General features: G+C 71.0%; 22 protein-coding genes. 7 read left to right on the top strand and 15 right to left on the bottom strand.

What is annotated here, in order from left to right; genetic code table 11:
• Window positions 1-25: 25 nt before the first annotated feature.
• From ACGFIE_RS31195 to ACGFIE_RS31205, 3 genes are all read right to left on the bottom strand, one after another.
• The gene (locus tag ACGFIE_RS31195) at window positions 26-535 is read right to left on the bottom strand and encodes a methylated-DNA--[protein]-cysteine S-methyltransferase (RefSeq protein WP_393301481.1); all 510 of its coding nucleotides are present in this window, start codon (window positions 533-535) and stop codon (window positions 26-28) included.
• On the bottom strand, window positions 532-2,004 hold the full coding sequence (locus tag ACGFIE_RS31200) for a DNA-3-methyladenine glycosylase 2 family protein (RefSeq protein ID WP_393301484.1): 1,473 nt from the start codon (window positions 2,002-2,004) through the stop codon (window positions 532-534). The genes ACGFIE_RS31195 and ACGFIE_RS31200 overlap by 4 nt, the downstream gene beginning before the upstream one ends.
• 98 nt (window positions 2,005-2,102) lie before the next feature.
• A complete protein-coding gene (locus ACGFIE_RS31205) occupies window positions 2,103-3,536 on the bottom strand; it encodes an FAD-dependent oxidoreductase (RefSeq protein WP_393301487.1) in 1,434 nt (477 codons plus the stop codon).
• A 190-nt stretch (window positions 3,537-3,726) separates the two neighbouring features.
• Between ACGFIE_RS31205 and ACGFIE_RS31210 the strand changes: the two genes are divergently transcribed.
• Both ACGFIE_RS31210 and ACGFIE_RS31215 read left to right on the top strand, forming a co-directional pair.
• Window positions 3,727-4,230: a hypothetical protein gene (locus tag ACGFIE_RS31210; RefSeq protein ID WP_393301489.1), complete on the top strand. Its 504-nt coding sequence runs from the start codon at window positions 3,727-3,729 to the stop codon at window positions 4,228-4,230.
• Window positions 4,231-4,361: 131 nt separating this feature from the next.
• Complete coding sequence (locus tag ACGFIE_RS31215) at window positions 4,362-5,096, top strand: Type 1 glutamine amidotransferase-like domain-containing protein (protein ID WP_393301492.1); 735 nt, start codon at window positions 4,362-4,364, stop codon at window positions 5,094-5,096.
• Between the two features lie 7 nt (window positions 5,097-5,103).
• Here ACGFIE_RS31215 and ACGFIE_RS31220 read toward each other — a convergent pair whose 3' ends face one another.
• From ACGFIE_RS31220 to ACGFIE_RS31245, 6 genes are read right to left on the bottom strand one after another with little or no spacing between them, the layout of a single operon-like run.
• The gene (locus tag ACGFIE_RS31220; RefSeq protein WP_007464962.1) at window positions 5,104-5,451 is read right to left on the bottom strand and encodes a hypothetical protein; all 348 of its coding nucleotides are present in this window, start codon (window positions 5,449-5,451) and stop codon (window positions 5,104-5,106) included.
• 29 nt (window positions 5,452-5,480) lie between these two features.
• Window positions 5,481-6,035, bottom strand: a complete 555-nt coding sequence (locus ACGFIE_RS31225) for a nucleotidyltransferase domain-containing protein (RefSeq protein WP_393301495.1) — start codon at window positions 6,033-6,035, stop codon at window positions 5,481-5,483.
• Entirely contained in the window at window positions 6,032-6,601 is a 570-nt protein-coding gene (locus tag ACGFIE_RS31230) for an exonuclease (protein ID WP_393301498.1), read from the bottom strand. Before ACGFIE_RS31230 ends, ACGFIE_RS31225 begins: the two co-directional genes overlap by 4 nt.
• The gene (locus tag ACGFIE_RS31235) at window positions 6,598-7,089 is read right to left on the bottom strand and encodes a hypothetical protein (protein ID WP_393301501.1); all 492 of its coding nucleotides are present in this window, start codon (window positions 7,087-7,089) and stop codon (window positions 6,598-6,600) included. Before ACGFIE_RS31235 ends, ACGFIE_RS31230 begins: the two co-directional genes overlap by 4 nt.
• Window positions 7,090-7,097: 8 nt before the next feature.
• Window positions 7,098-7,415, bottom strand: a complete 318-nt coding sequence (locus tag ACGFIE_RS31240) for a hypothetical protein (RefSeq protein WP_393301504.1) — start codon at window positions 7,413-7,415, stop codon at window positions 7,098-7,100.
• A 4-nt stretch (window positions 7,416-7,419) separates the two neighbouring features.
• Window positions 7,420-7,833 (bottom strand): YbaB/EbfC family nucleoid-associated protein, encoded by a 414-nt coding sequence (locus ACGFIE_RS31245; protein ID WP_393301507.1) that lies wholly within the window; start codon window positions 7,831-7,833, stop codon window positions 7,420-7,422.
• Between the two features lie 161 nt (window positions 7,834-7,994).
• On the opposite strand from ACGFIE_RS31245, the gene ychF reads away from it, so the two are divergent.
• Window positions 7,995-9,080: a redox-regulated ATPase YchF gene (gene ychF / locus ACGFIE_RS31250; RefSeq protein ID WP_393301510.1), complete on the top strand. Its 1,086-nt coding sequence runs from the start codon at window positions 7,995-7,997 to the stop codon at window positions 9,078-9,080.
• 204 nt (window positions 9,081-9,284) lie between these two features.
• On the opposite strand, the gene ACGFIE_RS31255 is transcribed toward ychF, so the two are convergent.
• A complete protein-coding gene (locus ACGFIE_RS31255) occupies window positions 9,285-9,626 on the bottom strand; it encodes a hypothetical protein (RefSeq protein WP_393301513.1) in 342 nt (113 codons plus the stop codon).
• Complete coding sequence (locus tag ACGFIE_RS31260; protein ID WP_393301516.1) at window positions 9,623-10,288, bottom strand: GAD-like domain-containing protein; 666 nt, start codon at window positions 10,286-10,288, stop codon at window positions 9,623-9,625. Before ACGFIE_RS31260 ends, ACGFIE_RS31255 begins: the two co-directional genes overlap by 4 nt.
• 285 nt (window positions 10,289-10,573) lie before the next feature.
• On the opposite strand from ACGFIE_RS31260, the gene ACGFIE_RS31265 reads away from it, so the two are divergent.
• Entirely contained in the window at window positions 10,574-11,332 is a 759-nt protein-coding gene (locus tag ACGFIE_RS31265) for a class I SAM-dependent methyltransferase (RefSeq protein ID WP_393301519.1), read from the top strand.
• Window positions 11,333-11,492: 160 nt separating this feature from the next.
• On the opposite strand, the gene ACGFIE_RS31270 is transcribed toward ACGFIE_RS31265, so the two are convergent.
• Entirely contained in the window at window positions 11,493-12,119 is a 627-nt protein-coding gene (locus ACGFIE_RS31270; RefSeq protein WP_393301522.1) for a hypothetical protein, read from the bottom strand.
• Window positions 12,120-12,301: 182 nt separating this feature from the next.
• Here ACGFIE_RS31270 and ACGFIE_RS31275 point away from each other — a divergent pair, with 182 nt between their 5' ends.
• Together ACGFIE_RS31275 and ACGFIE_RS31280 are read left to right on the top strand one after the other, a co-directional pair.
• Entirely contained in the window at window positions 12,302-12,937 is a 636-nt protein-coding gene (locus ACGFIE_RS31275) for a hypothetical protein (RefSeq protein WP_393301525.1), read from the top strand.
• 49 nt (window positions 12,938-12,986) lie between these two features.
• Window positions 12,987-13,463, top strand: a complete 477-nt coding sequence (locus ACGFIE_RS31280) for an SRPBCC family protein (protein ID WP_393301528.1) — start codon at window positions 12,987-12,989, stop codon at window positions 13,461-13,463.
• A 25-nt stretch (window positions 13,464-13,488) separates the two neighbouring features.
• Here ACGFIE_RS31280 and ACGFIE_RS31285 read toward each other — a convergent pair whose 3' ends face one another.
• Together ACGFIE_RS31285 and ACGFIE_RS31290 are read right to left on the bottom strand one after the other, a co-directional pair.
• Entirely contained in the window at window positions 13,489-13,893 is a 405-nt protein-coding gene (locus tag ACGFIE_RS31285) for a hypothetical protein (protein ID WP_393301531.1), read from the bottom strand.
• A gap of 6 nt (window positions 13,894-13,899) precedes the next feature.
• A complete protein-coding gene (locus ACGFIE_RS31290) occupies window positions 13,900-14,274 on the bottom strand; it encodes a VOC family protein (protein WP_393301534.1) in 375 nt (124 codons plus the stop codon).
• 132 nt (window positions 14,275-14,406) lie between these two features.
• Here ACGFIE_RS31290 and ACGFIE_RS31295 point away from each other — a divergent pair, with 132 nt between their 5' ends.
• Window positions 14,407-14,847, top strand: coding sequence for an SRPBCC domain-containing protein (locus tag ACGFIE_RS31295; protein ID WP_393301537.1), 441 nt, complete (start codon window positions 14,407-14,409; stop codon window positions 14,845-14,847).
• Here the strand turns inward: ACGFIE_RS31295 and ACGFIE_RS31300 are convergent.
• The gene (locus tag ACGFIE_RS31300) at window positions 14,831-16,102 is read right to left on the bottom strand and encodes an MFS transporter (protein WP_393301540.1); all 1,272 of its coding nucleotides are present in this window, start codon (window positions 16,100-16,102) and stop codon (window positions 14,831-14,833) included. The genes ACGFIE_RS31295 and ACGFIE_RS31300 overlap by 17 nt on opposite strands.
• Between the last annotated feature and the right edge of the window lie 124 nt (window positions 16,103-16,226).

Consider the following 16,226-nt stretch of genomic DNA (forward strand, 5'->3'; position numbering starts at 1 on the left):
GCGTCAATAGGTGTCGATGCTCCTGTCAGCTTGCCGTCACCCGCCGCTCGTGACCGAGAAGCCACTTCTTCACGTCGAGCCCCCAGCGGTAGCCGCCGAGCGTGCCGTCGGTGCGCAGCACCCGGTGGCAGGGTACGAAGAGCGCCGCCGCGTTGCGGGCGCAGGCCGCCGCAGCGGCGCGCACCGCCGGTGGCCGGCCGGCCAGCGCCGCGTACCCGGTGTAGGTCACCGGGGTCCCCGGCGGAACCTCCCGCAGCACCTGCCAGGCGTGCGCCATGAACTCGCCGCCGGTGTGCTGCCGTACCGGCACCGAGTCGATGGCGGTGAGGTCGCCGTCCAGGTAGGACCGGACGGCCACGGTCGCCGGTCCGAGGTCGGCGCGTTGCCGCAGCGGCGCCTGCAGGGTCGGGTGGATCAGGGGCAGCAGCGCCGCCGGGTCCGGGGTGAAACCGGCCGCCAGGACCTCGCCGTCGGCGCCGGCGAGGATGCTCAGCGGGCCGGTCGGGGTGGTCAGCACGGTGCTGTCGATGCTCATGCCGCTCTCCAGAGTCTGATCGTGGCGTAGGAACGCCAGGGGCGCCACCGTTCGGCGTGCGCCGTGAGGGTCGTGTCGGGCAGGCCGAGCGCTGCTGCGCCGCGGCGGATCGCGAGGTCGGTGTCGAGGAGGACGTCCGGGTCGCCGAGGGCGCGCATGGCGAGGTACCTGGCGGTCCACGGGCCGATGCCGGGCAGCGCGAGCAGCCGCCGTACGGTCTCCTCCCGGTCACCACCCGGCGCCAGGTCGACTGTCCCGTCCGCCACGGCGAGGGCAAGCCCCCGAATGGTCTCCCGCCGCCGAACCGGCATCCCGAACGCGGAGTCCGGCAACCCCAGAACCTCCTCCGGGCTGAGAAACCCCCGCAGACCATCGCGTTGATCATGAGGTTGACCTGGGGCTCGATCTCCGTCGACCTCGTCAACCTCATGATCAACGGGGTGGGTCAGGAGGCGGGTGAGGGTGGTTCTCGCGGACGTTACCGAGACCTGTTGGCCTATGACGGCTCGTACCGCCATTTCGAAGCCGTCTACCGCGCGGGGAACCCGGATGCCGGGCTCGGCGGCCACCACCGGGGCCAGCGCCGGGTCCGCCGCGAGCGTGGCGTCGACCGCGACCGGGTCCGCGTCCAGATCGAGCAGGCGTCGGCAGCGGGCCACCGCCGGCGCGAGGTCGCGCAGGTCGGCCAGGCGCAGCGTCGCCGCCACGTGCCCGTCCGCCGGGGTCAGCGCCACCTGGCCGACACCGTGTGGCAACCGCAACCCCCGGTGGTACGTCCCGTCGCGCACCTCCTCCACCCCGGGCAGCGCGCGCAGCGCGAGGAAGTCCAGGAGCGCCCGGGCGTGCAGCGGCGGACGGTACGCCAGCCGGAGCGTGATCGTTCCCGCCCCGACCGCCGCCAGGTGCCGACCACGGGCCGTACGCAGCTCCGACGGTGCGCTCGCGTACACCTCGCGGACCGTGTCGTTGAACTGCCGCACGCTGCCGAAGCCGGCGGCGAACGCGATCTCGGCCATGCCGAGGCCTGTCGTCTCGATCAGGATCCGGGCGGTCTGCGCCCGCTGGGCCCGGGCCAGCGCGAGCGGCCCGGCGCCCATCTCGGCGCGCAGCATCCGGTGCAGGTGCCGTTCGGTGTAGCCGAGGCGGGCGGCCAGTCCCGGTACGCCGTCCCGGTCGACCACCCCGTCGGCGATCAGTCGCATCGCTCGGCCGACCACGTCGGCGCGGACGTCCCACTGCGGCGAGCCGGGTGCGGCGTCCGGCCGGCAGCGGCGGCAGGCGCGCAACCCCGCGCCCTGTGCGGCGGCGGCCGACGGAAAGAACCGGACGTTGCGCCGCTTGGGCGTGGTCGCCGGGCAGGACGGCCGGCAGTAGATCCCGGTCGACGTCACGCCGGTGTAGAACCAGCCGTCGAACCGCTGGTCACGGCTGTCCACCGCTCGGTAGCACCGTTCGAAGTCCATCTCCACGTCACCTATGGTGCCCCGCTGGTCGGGCCCTCGGCTGGCGGGAATCGGACCTGGGCGTGCGCGGCCGACCGCCTGGTGGTTCGCGAGGTCGGCGCTGTTCAGCGGCGGCGGCGCCGGTGCGGCTGACCGGACCGCTGCCCGGCCTGGGTGGACTGGCTGGACCGGGCGGACTGGCTGGACCGCGTCGTCTGCTTCGACCGGCCCGTCTGCCCCGACCGGTTGGTCTGGCCGTCGAGCAGGGGTGAGCGGAAGACGCCGTCCGGGTCGTACCGCTTCCACAGCCGGCGCACCCGGACGCCGGTCTCGCCCGGGTAGATCCGCGCGAACGCGGCAGGGTCCGGTCGGCTCTCGAAGTTGACGTACTCGCCGTCGGCCCGTGCGCCGACGGCCCGCCAGGCGGTGTCCAACGCGCCGTGGCCCTGCGGTGGGAACGTCGAGGCGATGACCAGGGTGTTCTGATGCCGGTGCCGGTAGGCCGTCGCGTCCGCGGCGACGTCGTTCACCGCTCCGCCGACCGAGCGCAGTTGGATCACCGCCCGCCCCGTCCCGGTGGTCGCCCGCATGACCGCCCGGGCGACGCCAGGGTCCAGCTCGGTGAACAGCCCGTTGGTGGTCGTACCCCGTTGCTGCCCGACGTTCGGGTGCAGGTGCGCCGTCGGCACCAGCGTCGGGTAGGGCAGCAGGTCACTGCGGTGTTCGAGCACCTTCCCGATGGCCAGCAGCGGCTCCACGACGGGCCGGACGCGCCGCAGGCTCTCCGCGGCCACCACTGCGGTGACGGACATGAGCGTCGAGCGGCCCTCGGCGAACAGCACGGCGGCGGCGGACAGCTCCCGGGGGGCCCGTGCCAGGTAGCTCGCCCACTCGTGGACGGTACGGCCGTCCGGGTGGGCCTCCACCACCAGCTGCGCCACGCCGACGTTGCGCTGCTCGGCGGCCTCGATCTCGAACGCCACCACCACACCGGCCCCCGCGCCGGCACCCCGGACCAGCCAGAACAGCTCGGGTTCGTGCGCCGCGTCCGCGCGTACCAACGTTCCGTCGGCGAGCACGATCTCCACCGCGCGGACGCGGTCGATGGTGAGGCCGTGGGCGCGTACCAGCCAGCCGACGCCGCCGCCGGTGGCCAACCCGCCGACGCCGACACCGCCGTAATCGCCCGAGCTGACCACCAGGCCGTACGGGGCCAGCGTCTTCGCGACGTTCGCCCAGCGGGCGCCGGCCTCGACCCGGACCAGCCCGGCGCGCTCGTCGAGCACTCGCACCCGGTTGAGCATCGACAGGTCGATGACGATCCCGCCGTTGTTCGAGGAGGCTCCGGAGAAGCCGTGTCCACCACTGCGTACGGCGATCGGGAGCCGCTGCTCCCGCGCGTACCGGATCGCGTCGATCACCTGAGCGGTGGTCTTGGGCAGCAGGACGGCGGCCGGCGAGGCCGTCGTCGTGTACGTGGAGCGCAGCTGCGCGTACCGACGGTCGCCGGGCGTGACGATCTGCCCGGTCAGCGACTGCGGCACCCGGCCCAAACCCATTCCCCAACCCTCCCACCCCACCCCCTCGCTCCCCGCACGGTGATCAAGAGGTCTGCGTCACGACACCCCGTGCCCGGTGACGAAGACCTCTTGATCACCAGGGGAAAGGGGGCCGGGTGGGGGGTTTCCGCCCGGAAGTGTCGGTCGTGGCGGGTAACGTCCGGCCACCAACTCAAGAAGGGGTGCGGCGATGGCGAGCGTGGCGGGTCGGGCGACGGCATCGACACCTGGCGCGTTCCCGCCGCTGCCCCGCGCCGTGGTGCAGTCCTTCTACCGCCGGATGCGGGCCGTCGCGCCGGCTGCCGTCGGCGCCATCGAGCGGGACCGGGCGGGTGACCCCGAGCGGGCGTTCGCCGACACCGCCTGCGGCCGGCTCGCCCGCTCGCTCGACGACGCCGGTCTGCGGGCGCTCGGCATGTGGACGCACCACTGGTGCATGCGCTTCTACGACGACGACACCCGGGCCGCCAGGCGGTTGGTCCGCGAGATCGCCGCCCGGCCGGGGCTGGGCTGGACGGCCGACGAGGTCCGCTGGATGCTGCGCGAGTCGGTCTGGGCCGGGCCGGGCGCCGCCGAACGGTTCACCCTGCCTCGTGCCGCCTCGGCGCAACTGCCCGCGACCGACCGTCCGTTCGACGAGCTGCCCCCGGAGGCCCAGGTGCCCCGCCAGCGCCGACCCGACCGATCGGGTTGATCATGAGGTTGGCGGGTTCGTTGATCTCCACGAGCGTCGCCAACCTCATGATCGCCGCGCGGAGGGCGACGGGGTCGTGTCCGGGTGGTTGCGGCAGGATGGGTGCCGGAACAGCACCGAGGAGGAACCCGATGCCCGCCAGCGAACCGACCATCCTCGCCACCAGCATGGGCTTCTTTCGCGGTGGTCGAGGGCCGCTCGACCTGCGCCCCAGCCCGATCTTCGAGCTGGCGGCCGAACTGGCCGAGACCGGCCCGCAACCGCGGATCTGCTACCTCGGGCAGGCAGTCGGTGACCAGCCCACCTCGTTGGCCGCCGTCTACGGCGCGTTCGCCGACACCCGGTTCCGCCTGTCGCACCTCGCGCTGTTCCCGATGCCGAACGTCGACGACGTCCGCGCCCACCTGCTCGCCCAGGACGTGATCTGGGTCGACGGCGGCAGCGTCGCCAACCTCGTCGCGGTCTGGCGCGTACACGGGCTCGACGAAATCCTGCACGAGTGCTGGCAGGCAGGCGTGGTGCTGGCCGGCGTGTCGGCCGGCTCGATCTGCTGGCACGTGGGCGGCGCCACCGACAGCTTCGGCCGCCGCCTGCGCGGTTTCACCGAGGTGTTGGGCTGGCTGCCGTACGGCAACGGTGTGCACTACGACAGCGAGACCCAGCGCCGACCGCTGATGCACGAGCTGGTCGGCGACGGGACGCTACCCACCAGCCACTGCACCGACGACGGCGTCGGCCTGATCTACCGGGGGACCCGGCTGGTCGAGGCGGTCGCCGACCGCGAGGGCGCCTCGGCGTACGAGGTCAGCCGCGCCGCCGACGGCACCGTCGCGGAGACGGTCATCACCCCGCGCCTGCTCGGCTGAGCACGGGTCACACCCGGTCCTCGAACGCGGCGCACACGGTCGCCCGCGTCTGCGGCCCCTCGATCGCCCGCAGCAGCTCCCGGGCGAGGGCGATCTGGTGCCCCTCGTCGACCGCCCTGTCCATCGGGGTCAGCTCCACGCGCCACCTGAAGTAGAGGTAGTCGTCCTCGTCGGTCGCGGCGAGCCGCGGGTCGGCGGCCTCGTTGGGGTTGATCTCCAGCAGGTTGCCGCGGACGTCCACCGAGTCCCGGCGGTAGGGCACCGCGTCGGGCAGCCGGGTGCGGATCAGGTCGAGCAGCTCCGCCGCCGTGAGCGGGCCGTCGACCATGATGAGGAACTGCAACGTCGTCTGCACGTCTGCCACCTTGCCAGATGCGGAACCGCTCAATCGAGCGGGAGGAACGGGCCGTTGTCGAACTTGCCGCCCCGGCGCAGAACCGAGAACTGCACCTTGTGCGGTACGTGCGAGTCCATCAACTCGCGGCGCAGGTGGGTGAAGTCGGTGCCCAGGTCGAAGCTGGCGAGCTGACCGTTCTCGTTGATCCGGCGCAGCATCGTCTTGCGCAGCCGGGTGCCGTCCGGTGCCCTGGACAGGGACCGTTCGGCCAGGTCGAAGAACGTCTTGTCGTCGACGATGAGCGCCACGTCGATGTCGGAGTCCGGGCGTGCGGTGCCGCGTACCCGGCTGCCGTGGGCGACCAGGTCCCCGTCGGGCAGCCCGGCCTGCCGTTGCGTCTGCCGGGCGCCCCGGGCGAAGCGGGTCCACTGGCGTTCGGTGAAGCCCTGCGGGACCCGGCGGGCGGCCCGGGTGGTGGCCGTCTCGGCGGCCTCGCCGGCCACATCGTCGGCCCGCCGCATCATGCTGCGGGCGGCCTGCGCCACGATGCCCCGGGCAGCGCCGGTGGCGCCGTCCGGCAGGTCGCGCCGATGCCCGGTCATGTCGGCTCGCCGGACCGCCGGCGACGCAGCACTGCGTCGAAGACCTGCGCCAGTTCGGCGGCGTCCTCGCCGGCGTGGTGGGTGTGCGGCACGTCGTGCAGACCCAGCTCGTGTTTGATCTTGCCTTTGCGGGTCTGGACCCACTCGCTGCCGGTCAACCCCATCCAGTAGCTGCGCAGGTCGACGCCCGAGCCGGTGGCACCGAACGGGCTGTGGCCGACGAAGCGTACGAAGTACCAGTGCACGAACATGCCGTCCCAGACCGCGGGCGCGGCGAGGAAGACCGGCCGACCGATCCGACGCAACCCATTGACCCAGGCCGCCGCCGCCGACATCGCCTCCTCGGCGGTGGGCGCCTCGCGGAGCAGGCGGTCCCGGTCCAGGCCCGACACGGCGAGCGCGGCCGGAACGAACTCGTCGGAGATGGGCCGCAGCTCGGTGTAGAACGTCAGATCCGGACGGCCGGCCACGGCCATACCCAGCGAGATCATGCTGTACGGCCCGGGAATCGGTCCGTCCGCCTCCACGTCGACGCCGATGTACAGCTCGGGCAGGGGAGCGGTCATCCCAGCACCACGCCGATGGCCTGGTCGATCAGCATGTTGAGGACGATGTCGGTGAGCTTCTTGAAGACGGGGATCTCCAGCAGCGAGGCACCGAACGTCGGCGCGGCCGTCGCCAGCGCCTGGATGATCTGCACCAGCAGGATGACCAGCTGGACAATCACGTTGATCTTCAGGGCGAGGACGATCAGCGCGCACACGAAGAGCGTCGCGGCGACCATCTGCGCACCGGTGCCACCGTCGCGGAGCACCGACATCGCCGAGCCGTCCGCCTCCCAGCGCTCCTGGAACGCGGCCAGCGCGTCGCCCTGGTTGCCGGTCAGCACGCGCTGAGCGGCGGCCGTGCCCTCCGCCGCCGCATTGTTCAACGAGTCGGCCATCTCCATCCACATCTGGCCGAGCTCGAACATCCTCGTCTCGTCCGACTTGGGCCAGGTGTATCCCAGCTCGTTGAGCAGGCCGGCGAGTTCGCCGGGCAGCATGATGCCCATCGACCCGCCTACCAGCTCATCGCCGTGAACTGGGCGTCGTTGTCCTGCTCGACCAGGTCGTACTGGTCGGCCATCAGGCTCAACCCGTCACCGAAGCCGCGCAGCCCGTCGACCACCGACCCGAGGCACTCCGCCGCGATCTCCTCCGCCACCTGGTACGACATGCCGATCAGACCACCCACGTCGTCGTCGCCGAAGATGTCACCCATCGCGGCCGTCCGCGCGCGCAGCGCCTCCCACTGCGCGGCCAGTTGCTCGGCCACCGTCGTCAGGTGGCTGCCGCCCTGGCGTAACGCGGGCGGATGCACCTGAAGGTCCTCGCGCACGCCATCACCTCGCTACCCGCTGGATGCGCCGTACCGCGTCGGTGAGCGCATCGCTCATCGCCGCCATGCTGCGCACCGACTCGTTCTGCAACTCGTCGAGCTGCCGGCCCAGGGCGACCGGGTCCACAGCAGGCGCGTCCGCGGCCTCGCCGGCCTGGAGCCGCAGGTCGTCCAGCGCGGCGTTGACCGCCAGGGTGATCTGCTCGCCGAGCATCTCGGCGCCCATCCGCAGGGCTCGCGGGTCCACCGTCACCGACTCGACGCGTTGGCCCACCGCAACGGCCTCGACCTGACCGCCCGCCGCCGACCCGGTGCCCCGCGCCGGCCGGACGTCCGGGTCGTCGGGCACCCCACCTGTCGACCGCATCGACGCCAGTGCCTGTCGGGTCTGTTGGAACAGTCGGTCGAAATCCGTCACCTGGTCCACATCGCCCCCTAACGTCGTATGCGACATCGAGAGGGTAGCAACGGCGAACCACCGTCGGGACCCGCCGAGGCGCGACCACGGCCGGCGCCGGGGCCGGCCGAATCGGAGCCGCGTGGACCGGCCCGGCCGGCACCGGCGTAAGCTGGCCCGTCGTGAGTCTCACCATCGGCATCGTCGGCCTGCCCAACGTCGGCAAGAGCACGCTTTTCAACGCGTTGACCAAGAACGACGTGCTGGCGGCGAACTACCCGTTCGCCACCATCGAGCCCAACGTCGGCGTGGTCGGGCTGCCCGACGACCGGCTCGGCAAGCTGGCCGAGATCTTCTCCTCGCAGAAGGTGCTGCCGGCGCCGGTGTCGTTCGTCGACATCGCCGGCCTGGTGCGCGGCGCGTCGAAGGGGCAGGGCCGGGGCAACGCCTTCCTGGCGAACATCCGCGACGCCTCGGCGATCTGCCAGGTGGTCCGCGCCTTCTCCGACCCGAACGTGGTGCACGTCGACGGCAAGGTGTCCCCGGCCGACGACATCGAGACGATCAACACCGAGCTGATCCTCGCCGACCTGCAGACCCTGGACAAGGCGCTGCCCCGGTTGGAGAAGGAGGCCAAGCTCCGCAAGGACCGCTCGGCCGCGGTCGCCGCCGCGAAGGCCGCCATCGAGGTGCTCGACGGCGGCACCACCCTGTACTCCGGGGCCGCCGCCGCCAAGATCGAGCTGGAGCACCTGCGCGAGCTGCACCTGCTCACCACCAAGCCCTTCCTGTACGTCTTCAACGTCGACGAGGCCGAACTGGCCAACGAGACGTTCCTCGACGAGCTGCGCGCCCTGGTCGCCCCCGCCGAGGCCGTCTTCATGGACGCCAAGATCGAATCCGAGCTGGTGGACCTGCCCGAGGAGGAGGCCCGCGAGCTGCTGGAGTCGATCGGGCAGAACGAGCCCGGCCTCAACCAGCTCGTCCGCGTCGGCTTCCGTACGCTCGGCCTCCAGACGTACCTCACGGCCGGCCCCAAGGAAGCGCGCGCCTGGACCGTCCCGGTCGGCGCGACCGCGCCGGAGGCCGCGGGTGTCATCCACTCGGACTTCCAGCGTGGCTTCATCAAGGCCGAGGTGGTCTCCTACCACGACCTGGTCGAGCACGGATCGATGGCGGCGGCCAAGGCGGCGGGCAAGGTCCGCATCGAGGGCAAGGAGTACGTCATGCAGGACGGCGATGTGGTGGAGTTCCGCTTCAACGTCTGACTCCGGCCCGCTTTGCCCGAAACAGGCCCTAACTGTTGATCGTTCAGATCCGGGCAACCCGTCTAGATCAGTGGCCCCAGCACGATCGCGGAAACGGCGCCGAGCGATATGGCCCGCCATGAGCATGATGAGCGAAGGCTGCCAGTCGCAGAAGCAAAGCCGGTCCGACGACCGTGATCTGAACAAGTCCCATCGACACTGCCGTCACCCTCGTGCGGACTCATCGCGTACGGCGAGCTGGTCAAACCTGACCCGGGCAGTCTTGGGCGCGGCGTCCCCATTGGTCCGTACCTTCAGAGTGGCTGTCGGGCTGACAGTCTCCTCGACGATGACCACTTCCGTCGTACCGGCGGGCAGGTCGGCCGGCCACCCCGCGTCGTCGGTCGGATCGCTGGTCAGGAGGCGCGCGGCACGTCCATTCAGGCCCGTTTCGGAAGCCCGCACCGGCCGCCACGCCGTCGACGTCGGCGTTGCCGGCTGTTCGACGGGCAGGCGCCGGTGGTGCTCGCTCGCCGTCCGGTCGTCGGCAGCGCTCGGGCCGGTCACTTGCCGATCCACATGTGCAGGAGGTCTTCTTCGTCCACGATGCGACGCTCGGAGAGTTCGGCGAGCAGCTCCAGGTGGACGGGTCCGTCGACGATCTCCGCCCGGTCGGGACGCAGCGCCCCGCCGAGACCCAGGGCCGGGACGAAGCCGTAGATGGTGTCGGGGCCCACCGGGCCACGCAGTGCGAGGACCCGATCGAACAACGGCTTCTTGTCGGCGCCGTGCAGGTCGACACTGCGGCGGTCCTGGCACATCAGCATCGCGTAGAGCCGGTCACTGCGGCCGTCGTCCGTCAGCACGCGATCCGACCGATCCGTGTGGATCACCCACCCGTACTGCGCGCTGATCGTCAACCGTGAAGCCGTCTGCTGCCCCCACACCTGCAGATCGCCGAACGCGCTGCGGCTCACCGCGATCCATCGTTCCTCTCTCGGCAGGGCAAGGCCGTTCGTCCAGGCGTCGACCGCCGGCTGCCACACCTCGGGATCGCACAACCAGAACAATCCGTTACCAAAGCCGGCGAAGCCGTACCTACGCCAGTACGCCAGCAGCAGATCGGGCACCACACCTGCGAACTGAGCCAGCCGGCTGGCGTGGACCGGAGTGGAATAGGTTGGAGGCCCCCACCTCTCGGCCAATTCCGCTACGTCGTCGTGCTCCATCTCCGCACCCTCCCCTCGTGTCACGAATCAACTTCCTGCCGGATCAGAGCACCGCAGCCCACTCGCCGAGTGTGCGGGATGATGCAGCACTCGGCGAGCCCAGCCGGCGAGGGCCGAGGTACGCGACCAGTTGCCGGTCTCCCGCGACGAGGCGGTGGTGCGGGAGACGAACCTGGCATCGTAGCCGGGCCTGATCAACTCGGATTCCTGGAAAGCGGGGTGTCGGGGCGGCCGGGACACCCCGACATCCAGAAATCCGAGAGGATGTGCGCCGTGGAGGAACGGATGTCGCTCAGTTCGTCGTTCGGCTCGGCGGCGTCCGCGTACGCCGAGCATCGCCCGGATTACGCGCAGGCCGCGGTGCGGTGGGCGCTTGAGTTTGCGCCCGGCTTGCGAGTGCTCGACCTTGGTGCCGGCACCGGCAAGCTGGCCGCCACGTTGGTCGCCGTTGGCGCGGACGTCGTCGCGGTGGAACCCGACCCGGCGATGCTCTCCGAGCTGCGCCGCGCGATGCCGGCCGTTCGTGCCCTGCCGGGGAGCGCCGAGGCGATCCCGTTGCCCGACGCGTCCGTCGACGCCGTGGTTGCCGGCAACGCCCTGCACTGGTTCGACATGGCCGTCGCGGGACCGGAAATCGCCCGGGTCCTTGCGCCCGGAGGTGTCCTGGCAGGCCTGTGGAACATCATGGACGACCGGATCGGCTGGGTCGCCGACCTCGAACGGGTCAGCGGGAGTGCGGCGATCGGCCCGCGGGACATCCTCACCAGGTGGCGCGCGGCGACCGCCGGCATGCTCATTCCGAGCAATGGCGTGGCGGTCCGGTTCGGTTCGGCGGAGCAGGCCGAGTTTCCGCACGGCCAGCGCCGCACCGCTGACTCCCTCATCGCGACACTCGCCACCCGGGCCGGGATGCTGATCATGCCGGAGCCGGACCGGGAGGCCACGCTCGCCCGGATCCGCGACTTTCTGGGGAGCAGGCCCGAGACCGCCGAGGGTGAGTTCACCCTGCCGATGCTGACCGGCGTGCTGCGCGCCCGGCGCTGACCCTGAGGAGCTTGTGTCGTCGGCTGCCAGTACGAGCCGCGCCCGGCTCCGGATCGCGGGACCATCCGTCGGGTGATCCTCGCGGGCTGAGGGCGGGCTGTTGCCCTACGGATCAGCACGAGCAGCGGTGCCACGTTCGTCCGTGGCACCGCTGTCTCGATCAGGAGCCGAGCTGGCTGAGGGGACCGGCCAGGTTGGGGTAGTTGCGGGTGCTCATGGCCTGAACCCCGGCAGTGTGTTCACCGTTGAACGGGGTGGTGGCCCCGGGGCATCCGGCGGCGACCGCCTCTTCCGGCGAGTTGAACCAGAAACCCAGGTGGTACGTGTGGACCGGGCCGAACGCCGGGTTGGTTGTCGCGTCGACGCCGGGGTGGGTGTCCGGCGCGGGCCGGCTGCCGGGCGCGAGGGCGAAGGTTTCGACGTTGAACCGTCCGACCACAGTCACCCGGGCCACGCCGTTCTGGTTGGACCGCAGGTCACTCTGGTACCACGACACTCCGAACGGCGCGTCCGGCTGCTGCAGGACGAAAAGATCGAAGTTGGTACGCGGTGGCAGGCCGACGGCACGGATGCTGAGTATCTCGTTGACGCCTGCCGGGTGAACCCGCACAACAGCACGGGCATCCGGAAGGCAGCCCGCGGCCTCGGCGCCCTGCGAACGAACCATCGTGAACGCGAAGCTCTGCCCATCGGCGCTCGCGGGTGCCCTCGCGATGCCCGAAGCAACGAGCGTGCTCGCCGCGGCCACCGCGAGAAACGCCCCGGCGGTCTTGGTACGGAATCTCATGACAACCTCCATCCGCCGGGTTGACCACTCGTCTCGCCGGCGTTCGCCGGCTTGGGCCGGTGTGGAGGGACGGGTGTCCGGCTAGGCGTACGTTATGGCCATCAATCACCACGAGTGGTCTAAAGACCGAAATCCGTCAATATGAGCGCCCGCTACTCGCCTGGCTGGCCGCCGACCGGGCGATGTCCGCCGCGACGGGGGACCAGGCGCTGGTTGCCGCTGCGGCGGTCCAGCTCGGTCAGGTGCTGCGGGCGTCGGCGCGGGCGAGAACGGTGATGCTGACGGCCGCGTACCGGATCGCTCCTGCCGTTGGTCATGAGGGCACGCCGCCGGAACTGTCGCTCTGTGGGTCGCTGCTGGTGCAGGCCGCGTTGATGGCGGCCAGGTCCGGCGACGATCGCGCCGCCGCCGGTCTGCTCGACGAGGCCGCCGGGATGGCTGCTCAGGTGGGTGATGGACACGATCATCACCGGACCAGCTTCGGGCCGACGGCCGTCGAGCTGGCCCGGGTCGCCGCCGCCGTCCGCCTGGGCAACGGAGGTGACGCGGTGGCCCACCACGAGACGGCTACCGCACGCGAAGGGTGGCGGTGGTTGCCCGTCGAACACCGGGCCGCACACCTGCTCGATGCGGCTCGCGCCTACCTCCAGACCGGCGGCCCCACCAACGCGGCTCGGGTCCTGGTGCAGGCCCACGGGATCGCGCCCGCCGAGGTACGACATCGGCCGGCGGCCCGGAGCGTGGTCGCGCAGGTGGCCCGCGACCCATACGCCCCGGCGACGCTCGCCCAACTCGGCATCAGCCTCGGTGTGGTCTGAGCACGACAGCATCCTTCCTGTGGCACTCGGCCCGGCCTACTGTGGCCGGGTGCCGCGCATCGAGCTCAGTACGACCGTGCAGGCCGTTCCGGAGGCCGTCTTCGACGCCTCCCTTGACGTCGGCACGCACACCGAATCCATGGGTACGAGCGCCGAACGGGCGGTCGGCGGCGTAACCACCGGCCGCTTGGGGGTCGGCGATGTCGTCACGTGGGAAGCGAGGCATTTCGGCCTGCCGTGGCGGATGACCGTTCGGATCACCGACTATCGGCGGCCCGACGGCTTCACGGACGAGCAGATCCACGGCCCGTTCCGCCATTGGCGTCACGAGCACAGGTTCACGCCGGACCCGGCCAACCCCTCGACGACGGTCATGCGCGATGTCATCGACTTCGCCGCGCCGATGGGCCTCGTCGGCCGTCTCGTGGCCGGCCTCGTCCTGCGGCCGTACCTGCGAGGACTCATCACACGTCGCAACGCCTACCTCGCCCTCACCCTGGGCGCGACGCCGCCGCCCCGGGTGTGACGACGTCGCCGCGGGCAGCGGTCCGTCAGGTCAGGTAGTAGTCGGCTCTCCAGCGGGACTGCTCGGCTGCGGAGAAGCCGTCGAAATCACCGGTGGCCTCGCACTCCAGCAGGTACCGAAGGGCGTCTGCGGCGTCCGCGGAGCCGTCGGCCTCCAGGTGCGCCTTCGTGGCGGCCAGTCCGGCGCCGCACAGCAGTTGGACGTCGATGGAGCAGTGCGCGTCGAAGCTCGACTCCTTGGCTCGCCAGATCACGAGCGCGTCGCTCAGCTGGCCGGCGTTGAACAGTTGCAGGCAGCACAGCTTCATGAGTTCGGTGTCCTGGTCCTGCTGGTCACGCTCGGCTTCGGCCAGCAGGACCTGGCCGATCTGCGGTAGGTCCGCAGAGGACGGCCGTAGGCCGTAGCGGCGAAGGCTCTCGTCCTCGTTCACTGGTGGCTACTGCTCGGCCCAGACGCCCAGCTCGTTGCCGCTGGGGTCGGTGAAGTGGAACCGGCGGCCCCCGGGGAACTCGTACGGCCCCTCGATCACCTGACCTCCCGCCTCCTGCACGGCCTGCACGGACTGGTCCAGGTCGTTCGAGTAGAGCAGCACCAGCGGGCCGCCCACTCGCACCGCCTCGTCCTGCCGGAGGCCACCCACCTCGGGTGCGCCTTCACCGTGTGGGCTGCGGATGCCCGCGTACCCCGGCCCGTAGTCGGTGAACTGCCAGCCGAACGCGTCGGCGTAGAAGCTCTTGGCCGCGCCGAGGTCGGTCACCGTGAGCTCGATGTAGTCGATGGTGTGGTGTCGCGGGGGAGCTGACTCAGACATGCACCGCATTGTGGGCCTCGGGTACGACGCAATCGCGATACGCAACTAAAGGTTGCGCCGCGAAGGTGATCGCCGTACGGTCGAGCAACCAAAGGTTGCACGTTGGTGCAGGCGAAGAAGGAGTTTGAAGTGGTGGACATTCTGCATCAGGTCGGCGTCGTCGCCCCGCTCGCCGAGGTCTACCGAGCGGTGGCGACTCCCGAGGGCGTCGCGGGCTGGTGGTCGATCGACACGACCGGAGAGAGCGAGGCCGGCGGGCGGTTGGCCGTGCGGTTCGGTGCCGACGGTGGGTTCGACCTGGAGATCCTGGAGCTGGATCCGGTTGGGCGTGTGTGGTGGCGTGTCGTCGGTGGTCCCGACGAGTGGATCGGCACCGAGGTCGACTGGCACTTCGACACGTGTGGGACGTACACGATCGTTGATTTCACGCACGCGGGTTGGCGCGAGCCGACCGCCCTCATGCGCGAGTGCAGCACCAAGTGGGCGATCTTCCTGATGAGCCTCAAGGAGCTCGTGGAGACCGGGCGCGGCAGGCCGGCGCCGGACGACGTCCAGATCAGTGACGGGCACTGACCTCTGTGGCGCCCGAGCCCTGCGCGTTCCGCCGGGCCACCCTGACCCCGGCGGCGACCAGGCCGAGGGTCACGATCGCCACGGCGCAGAGCAGCAGCGTCGGGCGTGCGCCGATGGCGCCGACCAGTGGGCCGCCGACCATCGTCCCGAGCGGCACCGCGAGCACGAGGACTGCGCCGTTCGCGGCGAGCACCGCGGGGAGCTGCTCGGTGGACGCGGTGCGTTGGAACAGCGCCATCGACACGGACATGTACGGCGCCCAGATCAGGCCCGCCAGGGCGAACCCCGGCAGGGACAGGCCGACAGGTGCGCCCAGGCCGAGAGGCAGCATGGCGACGCCGAACCCGATGACGATGCCGATGGTGGTGGCGCGTAGCGGCCAGCGGCGGAGATGCCCGGCCACCACGCCGCCGACGAGGCCGCCGACGCCGAAGGCGGTGTAGTAGACGCCGAGCAGCGTCGCGGACGCGTGCCTGTCGTCGGTGATGTGAATCGGCATGGCGACGTACACCGGGCCGAAGAAAAAGAAGAACCAGAGGCTCAACACCAGCAGGCCCAGCAGCGCGGGCTGACGGCGGATGACCGCGAAGCCCGCGGTACGCGAGGCAGTGCGCTCGTACCGCTGGATTGTCCCGGTGGCGGGTAGGGCGAGGCGATAGGTGAGCGCCAGCACGGCGAACGTCGCGGCGTCGATGGCGATGACCCATACCGGCCCCGCCCAGCCGATCAGGATGCCCGCCAGCGGCGGGCCGACGATGGTGGCGAACCCGGAGATGGTGGTCAGCACCGCGTTGGCCGGCAGGTGGTGGCGCTCGGGCAGCAGCTCGGCGATCAGGGTGAACCGCCCGGCCGAGCCCCACGAGTGCAGCAACGCGGAAGCGGCGAGCAGGACGACGTACAGCCCGATGGTGAGCATGCCGGCGAGGTGGGCGATCGGGATCGCCGCGAGCGCGGTGGCCCGCAGGATCGCGTCCCAGCCGGCGAGCTGGGCGCCGCCGCGCCCGCGCAGCCACCTACCGAAGATGACCGTCCCGGCCGCGCTGGGCAGGGCGTACGCGGCCACCGCGAGCGCGATCCACAGGCCGCGCTGGTCCTGCGGCGCGAGCTGGATGGCCAGCCAGGTCACCGCGACCACGGCCATGCCGTCGCCCAGGGCGGACACCGCCAACCCGGGCAGCACGTGCCGCAGCAGGGGATGACTCACCACCGGCCAGTAGGGCGAGGTACGCGGGAAACGGGCGACGTCCGGTGACATGCTGTCAGCACACCCGGCGCGGAACCTACGAATCAACGATTGCTGCTGCCAGCAGAATCAGCCGAGAGCGCAAGGCTCGGCCTACCGGTCCGGACGGTCGTCGGGAGATCGACTCGGGTTCCTT

The organism is Micromonospora sp. NPDC049275 (genome assembly GCF_043197115.1).
Lineage (GTDB): Bacteria > Actinomycetota > Actinomycetes > Mycobacteriales > Micromonosporaceae > Micromonospora.

What these genes read in the sequence shown, in the direction of transcription:
- ACGFIE_RS31195 (WP_393301481.1), bottom strand. Translation starts at nt 535, where the DNA reads ATGAGCATCGACAGCACCGTGCTGACCACCCCGACCGGCCCGCTGAGC.
- ACGFIE_RS31205 (WP_393301487.1), bottom strand. Translation starts at nt 3,536, where the DNA reads ATGGGTTTGGGCCGGGTGCCGCAGTCGCTGACCGGGCAGATCGTCACG.
- ACGFIE_RS31210 (WP_393301489.1), top strand. Translation starts at nt 3,727, where the DNA reads ATGGCGAGCGTGGCGGGTCGGGCGACGGCATCGACACCTGGCGCGTTC.
- ACGFIE_RS31215 (WP_393301492.1), top strand. Translation starts at nt 4,362, where the DNA reads ATGCCCGCCAGCGAACCGACCATCCTCGCCACCAGCATGGGCTTCTTT.
- ACGFIE_RS31225 (WP_393301495.1), bottom strand. Translation starts at nt 6,035, where the DNA reads ATGACCGGGCATCGGCGCGACCTGCCGGACGGCGCCACCGGCGCTGCC.
- ACGFIE_RS31230 (WP_393301498.1), bottom strand. Translation starts at nt 6,601, where the DNA reads ATGACCGCTCCCCTGCCCGAGCTGTACATCGGCGTCGACGTGGAGGCG.
- ACGFIE_RS31235 (WP_393301501.1), bottom strand. Translation starts at nt 7,089, where the DNA reads ATGGGCATCATGCTGCCCGGCGAACTCGCCGGCCTGCTCAACGAGCTG.
- ACGFIE_RS31260 (WP_393301516.1), bottom strand. Translation starts at nt 10,288, where the DNA reads ATGGAGCACGACGACGTAGCGGAATTGGCCGAGAGGTGGGGGCCTCCA.
- ACGFIE_RS31265 (WP_393301519.1), top strand. Translation starts at nt 10,574, where the DNA reads ATGTCGCTCAGTTCGTCGTTCGGCTCGGCGGCGTCCGCGTACGCCGAG.
- ACGFIE_RS31270 (WP_393301522.1), bottom strand. Translation starts at nt 12,119, where the DNA reads ATGAGATTCCGTACCAAGACCGCCGGGGCGTTTCTCGCGGTGGCCGCG.
- ACGFIE_RS31275 (WP_393301525.1), top strand. Translation starts at nt 12,302, where the DNA reads ATGTCCGCCGCGACGGGGGACCAGGCGCTGGTTGCCGCTGCGGCGGTC.
- ACGFIE_RS31290 (WP_393301534.1), bottom strand. Translation starts at nt 14,274, where the DNA reads ATGTCTGAGTCAGCTCCCCCGCGACACCACACCATCGACTACATCGAG.
- ACGFIE_RS31300 (WP_393301540.1), bottom strand. Translation starts at nt 16,102, where the DNA reads ATGTCACCGGACGTCGCCCGTTTCCCGCGTACCTCGCCCTACTGGCCG.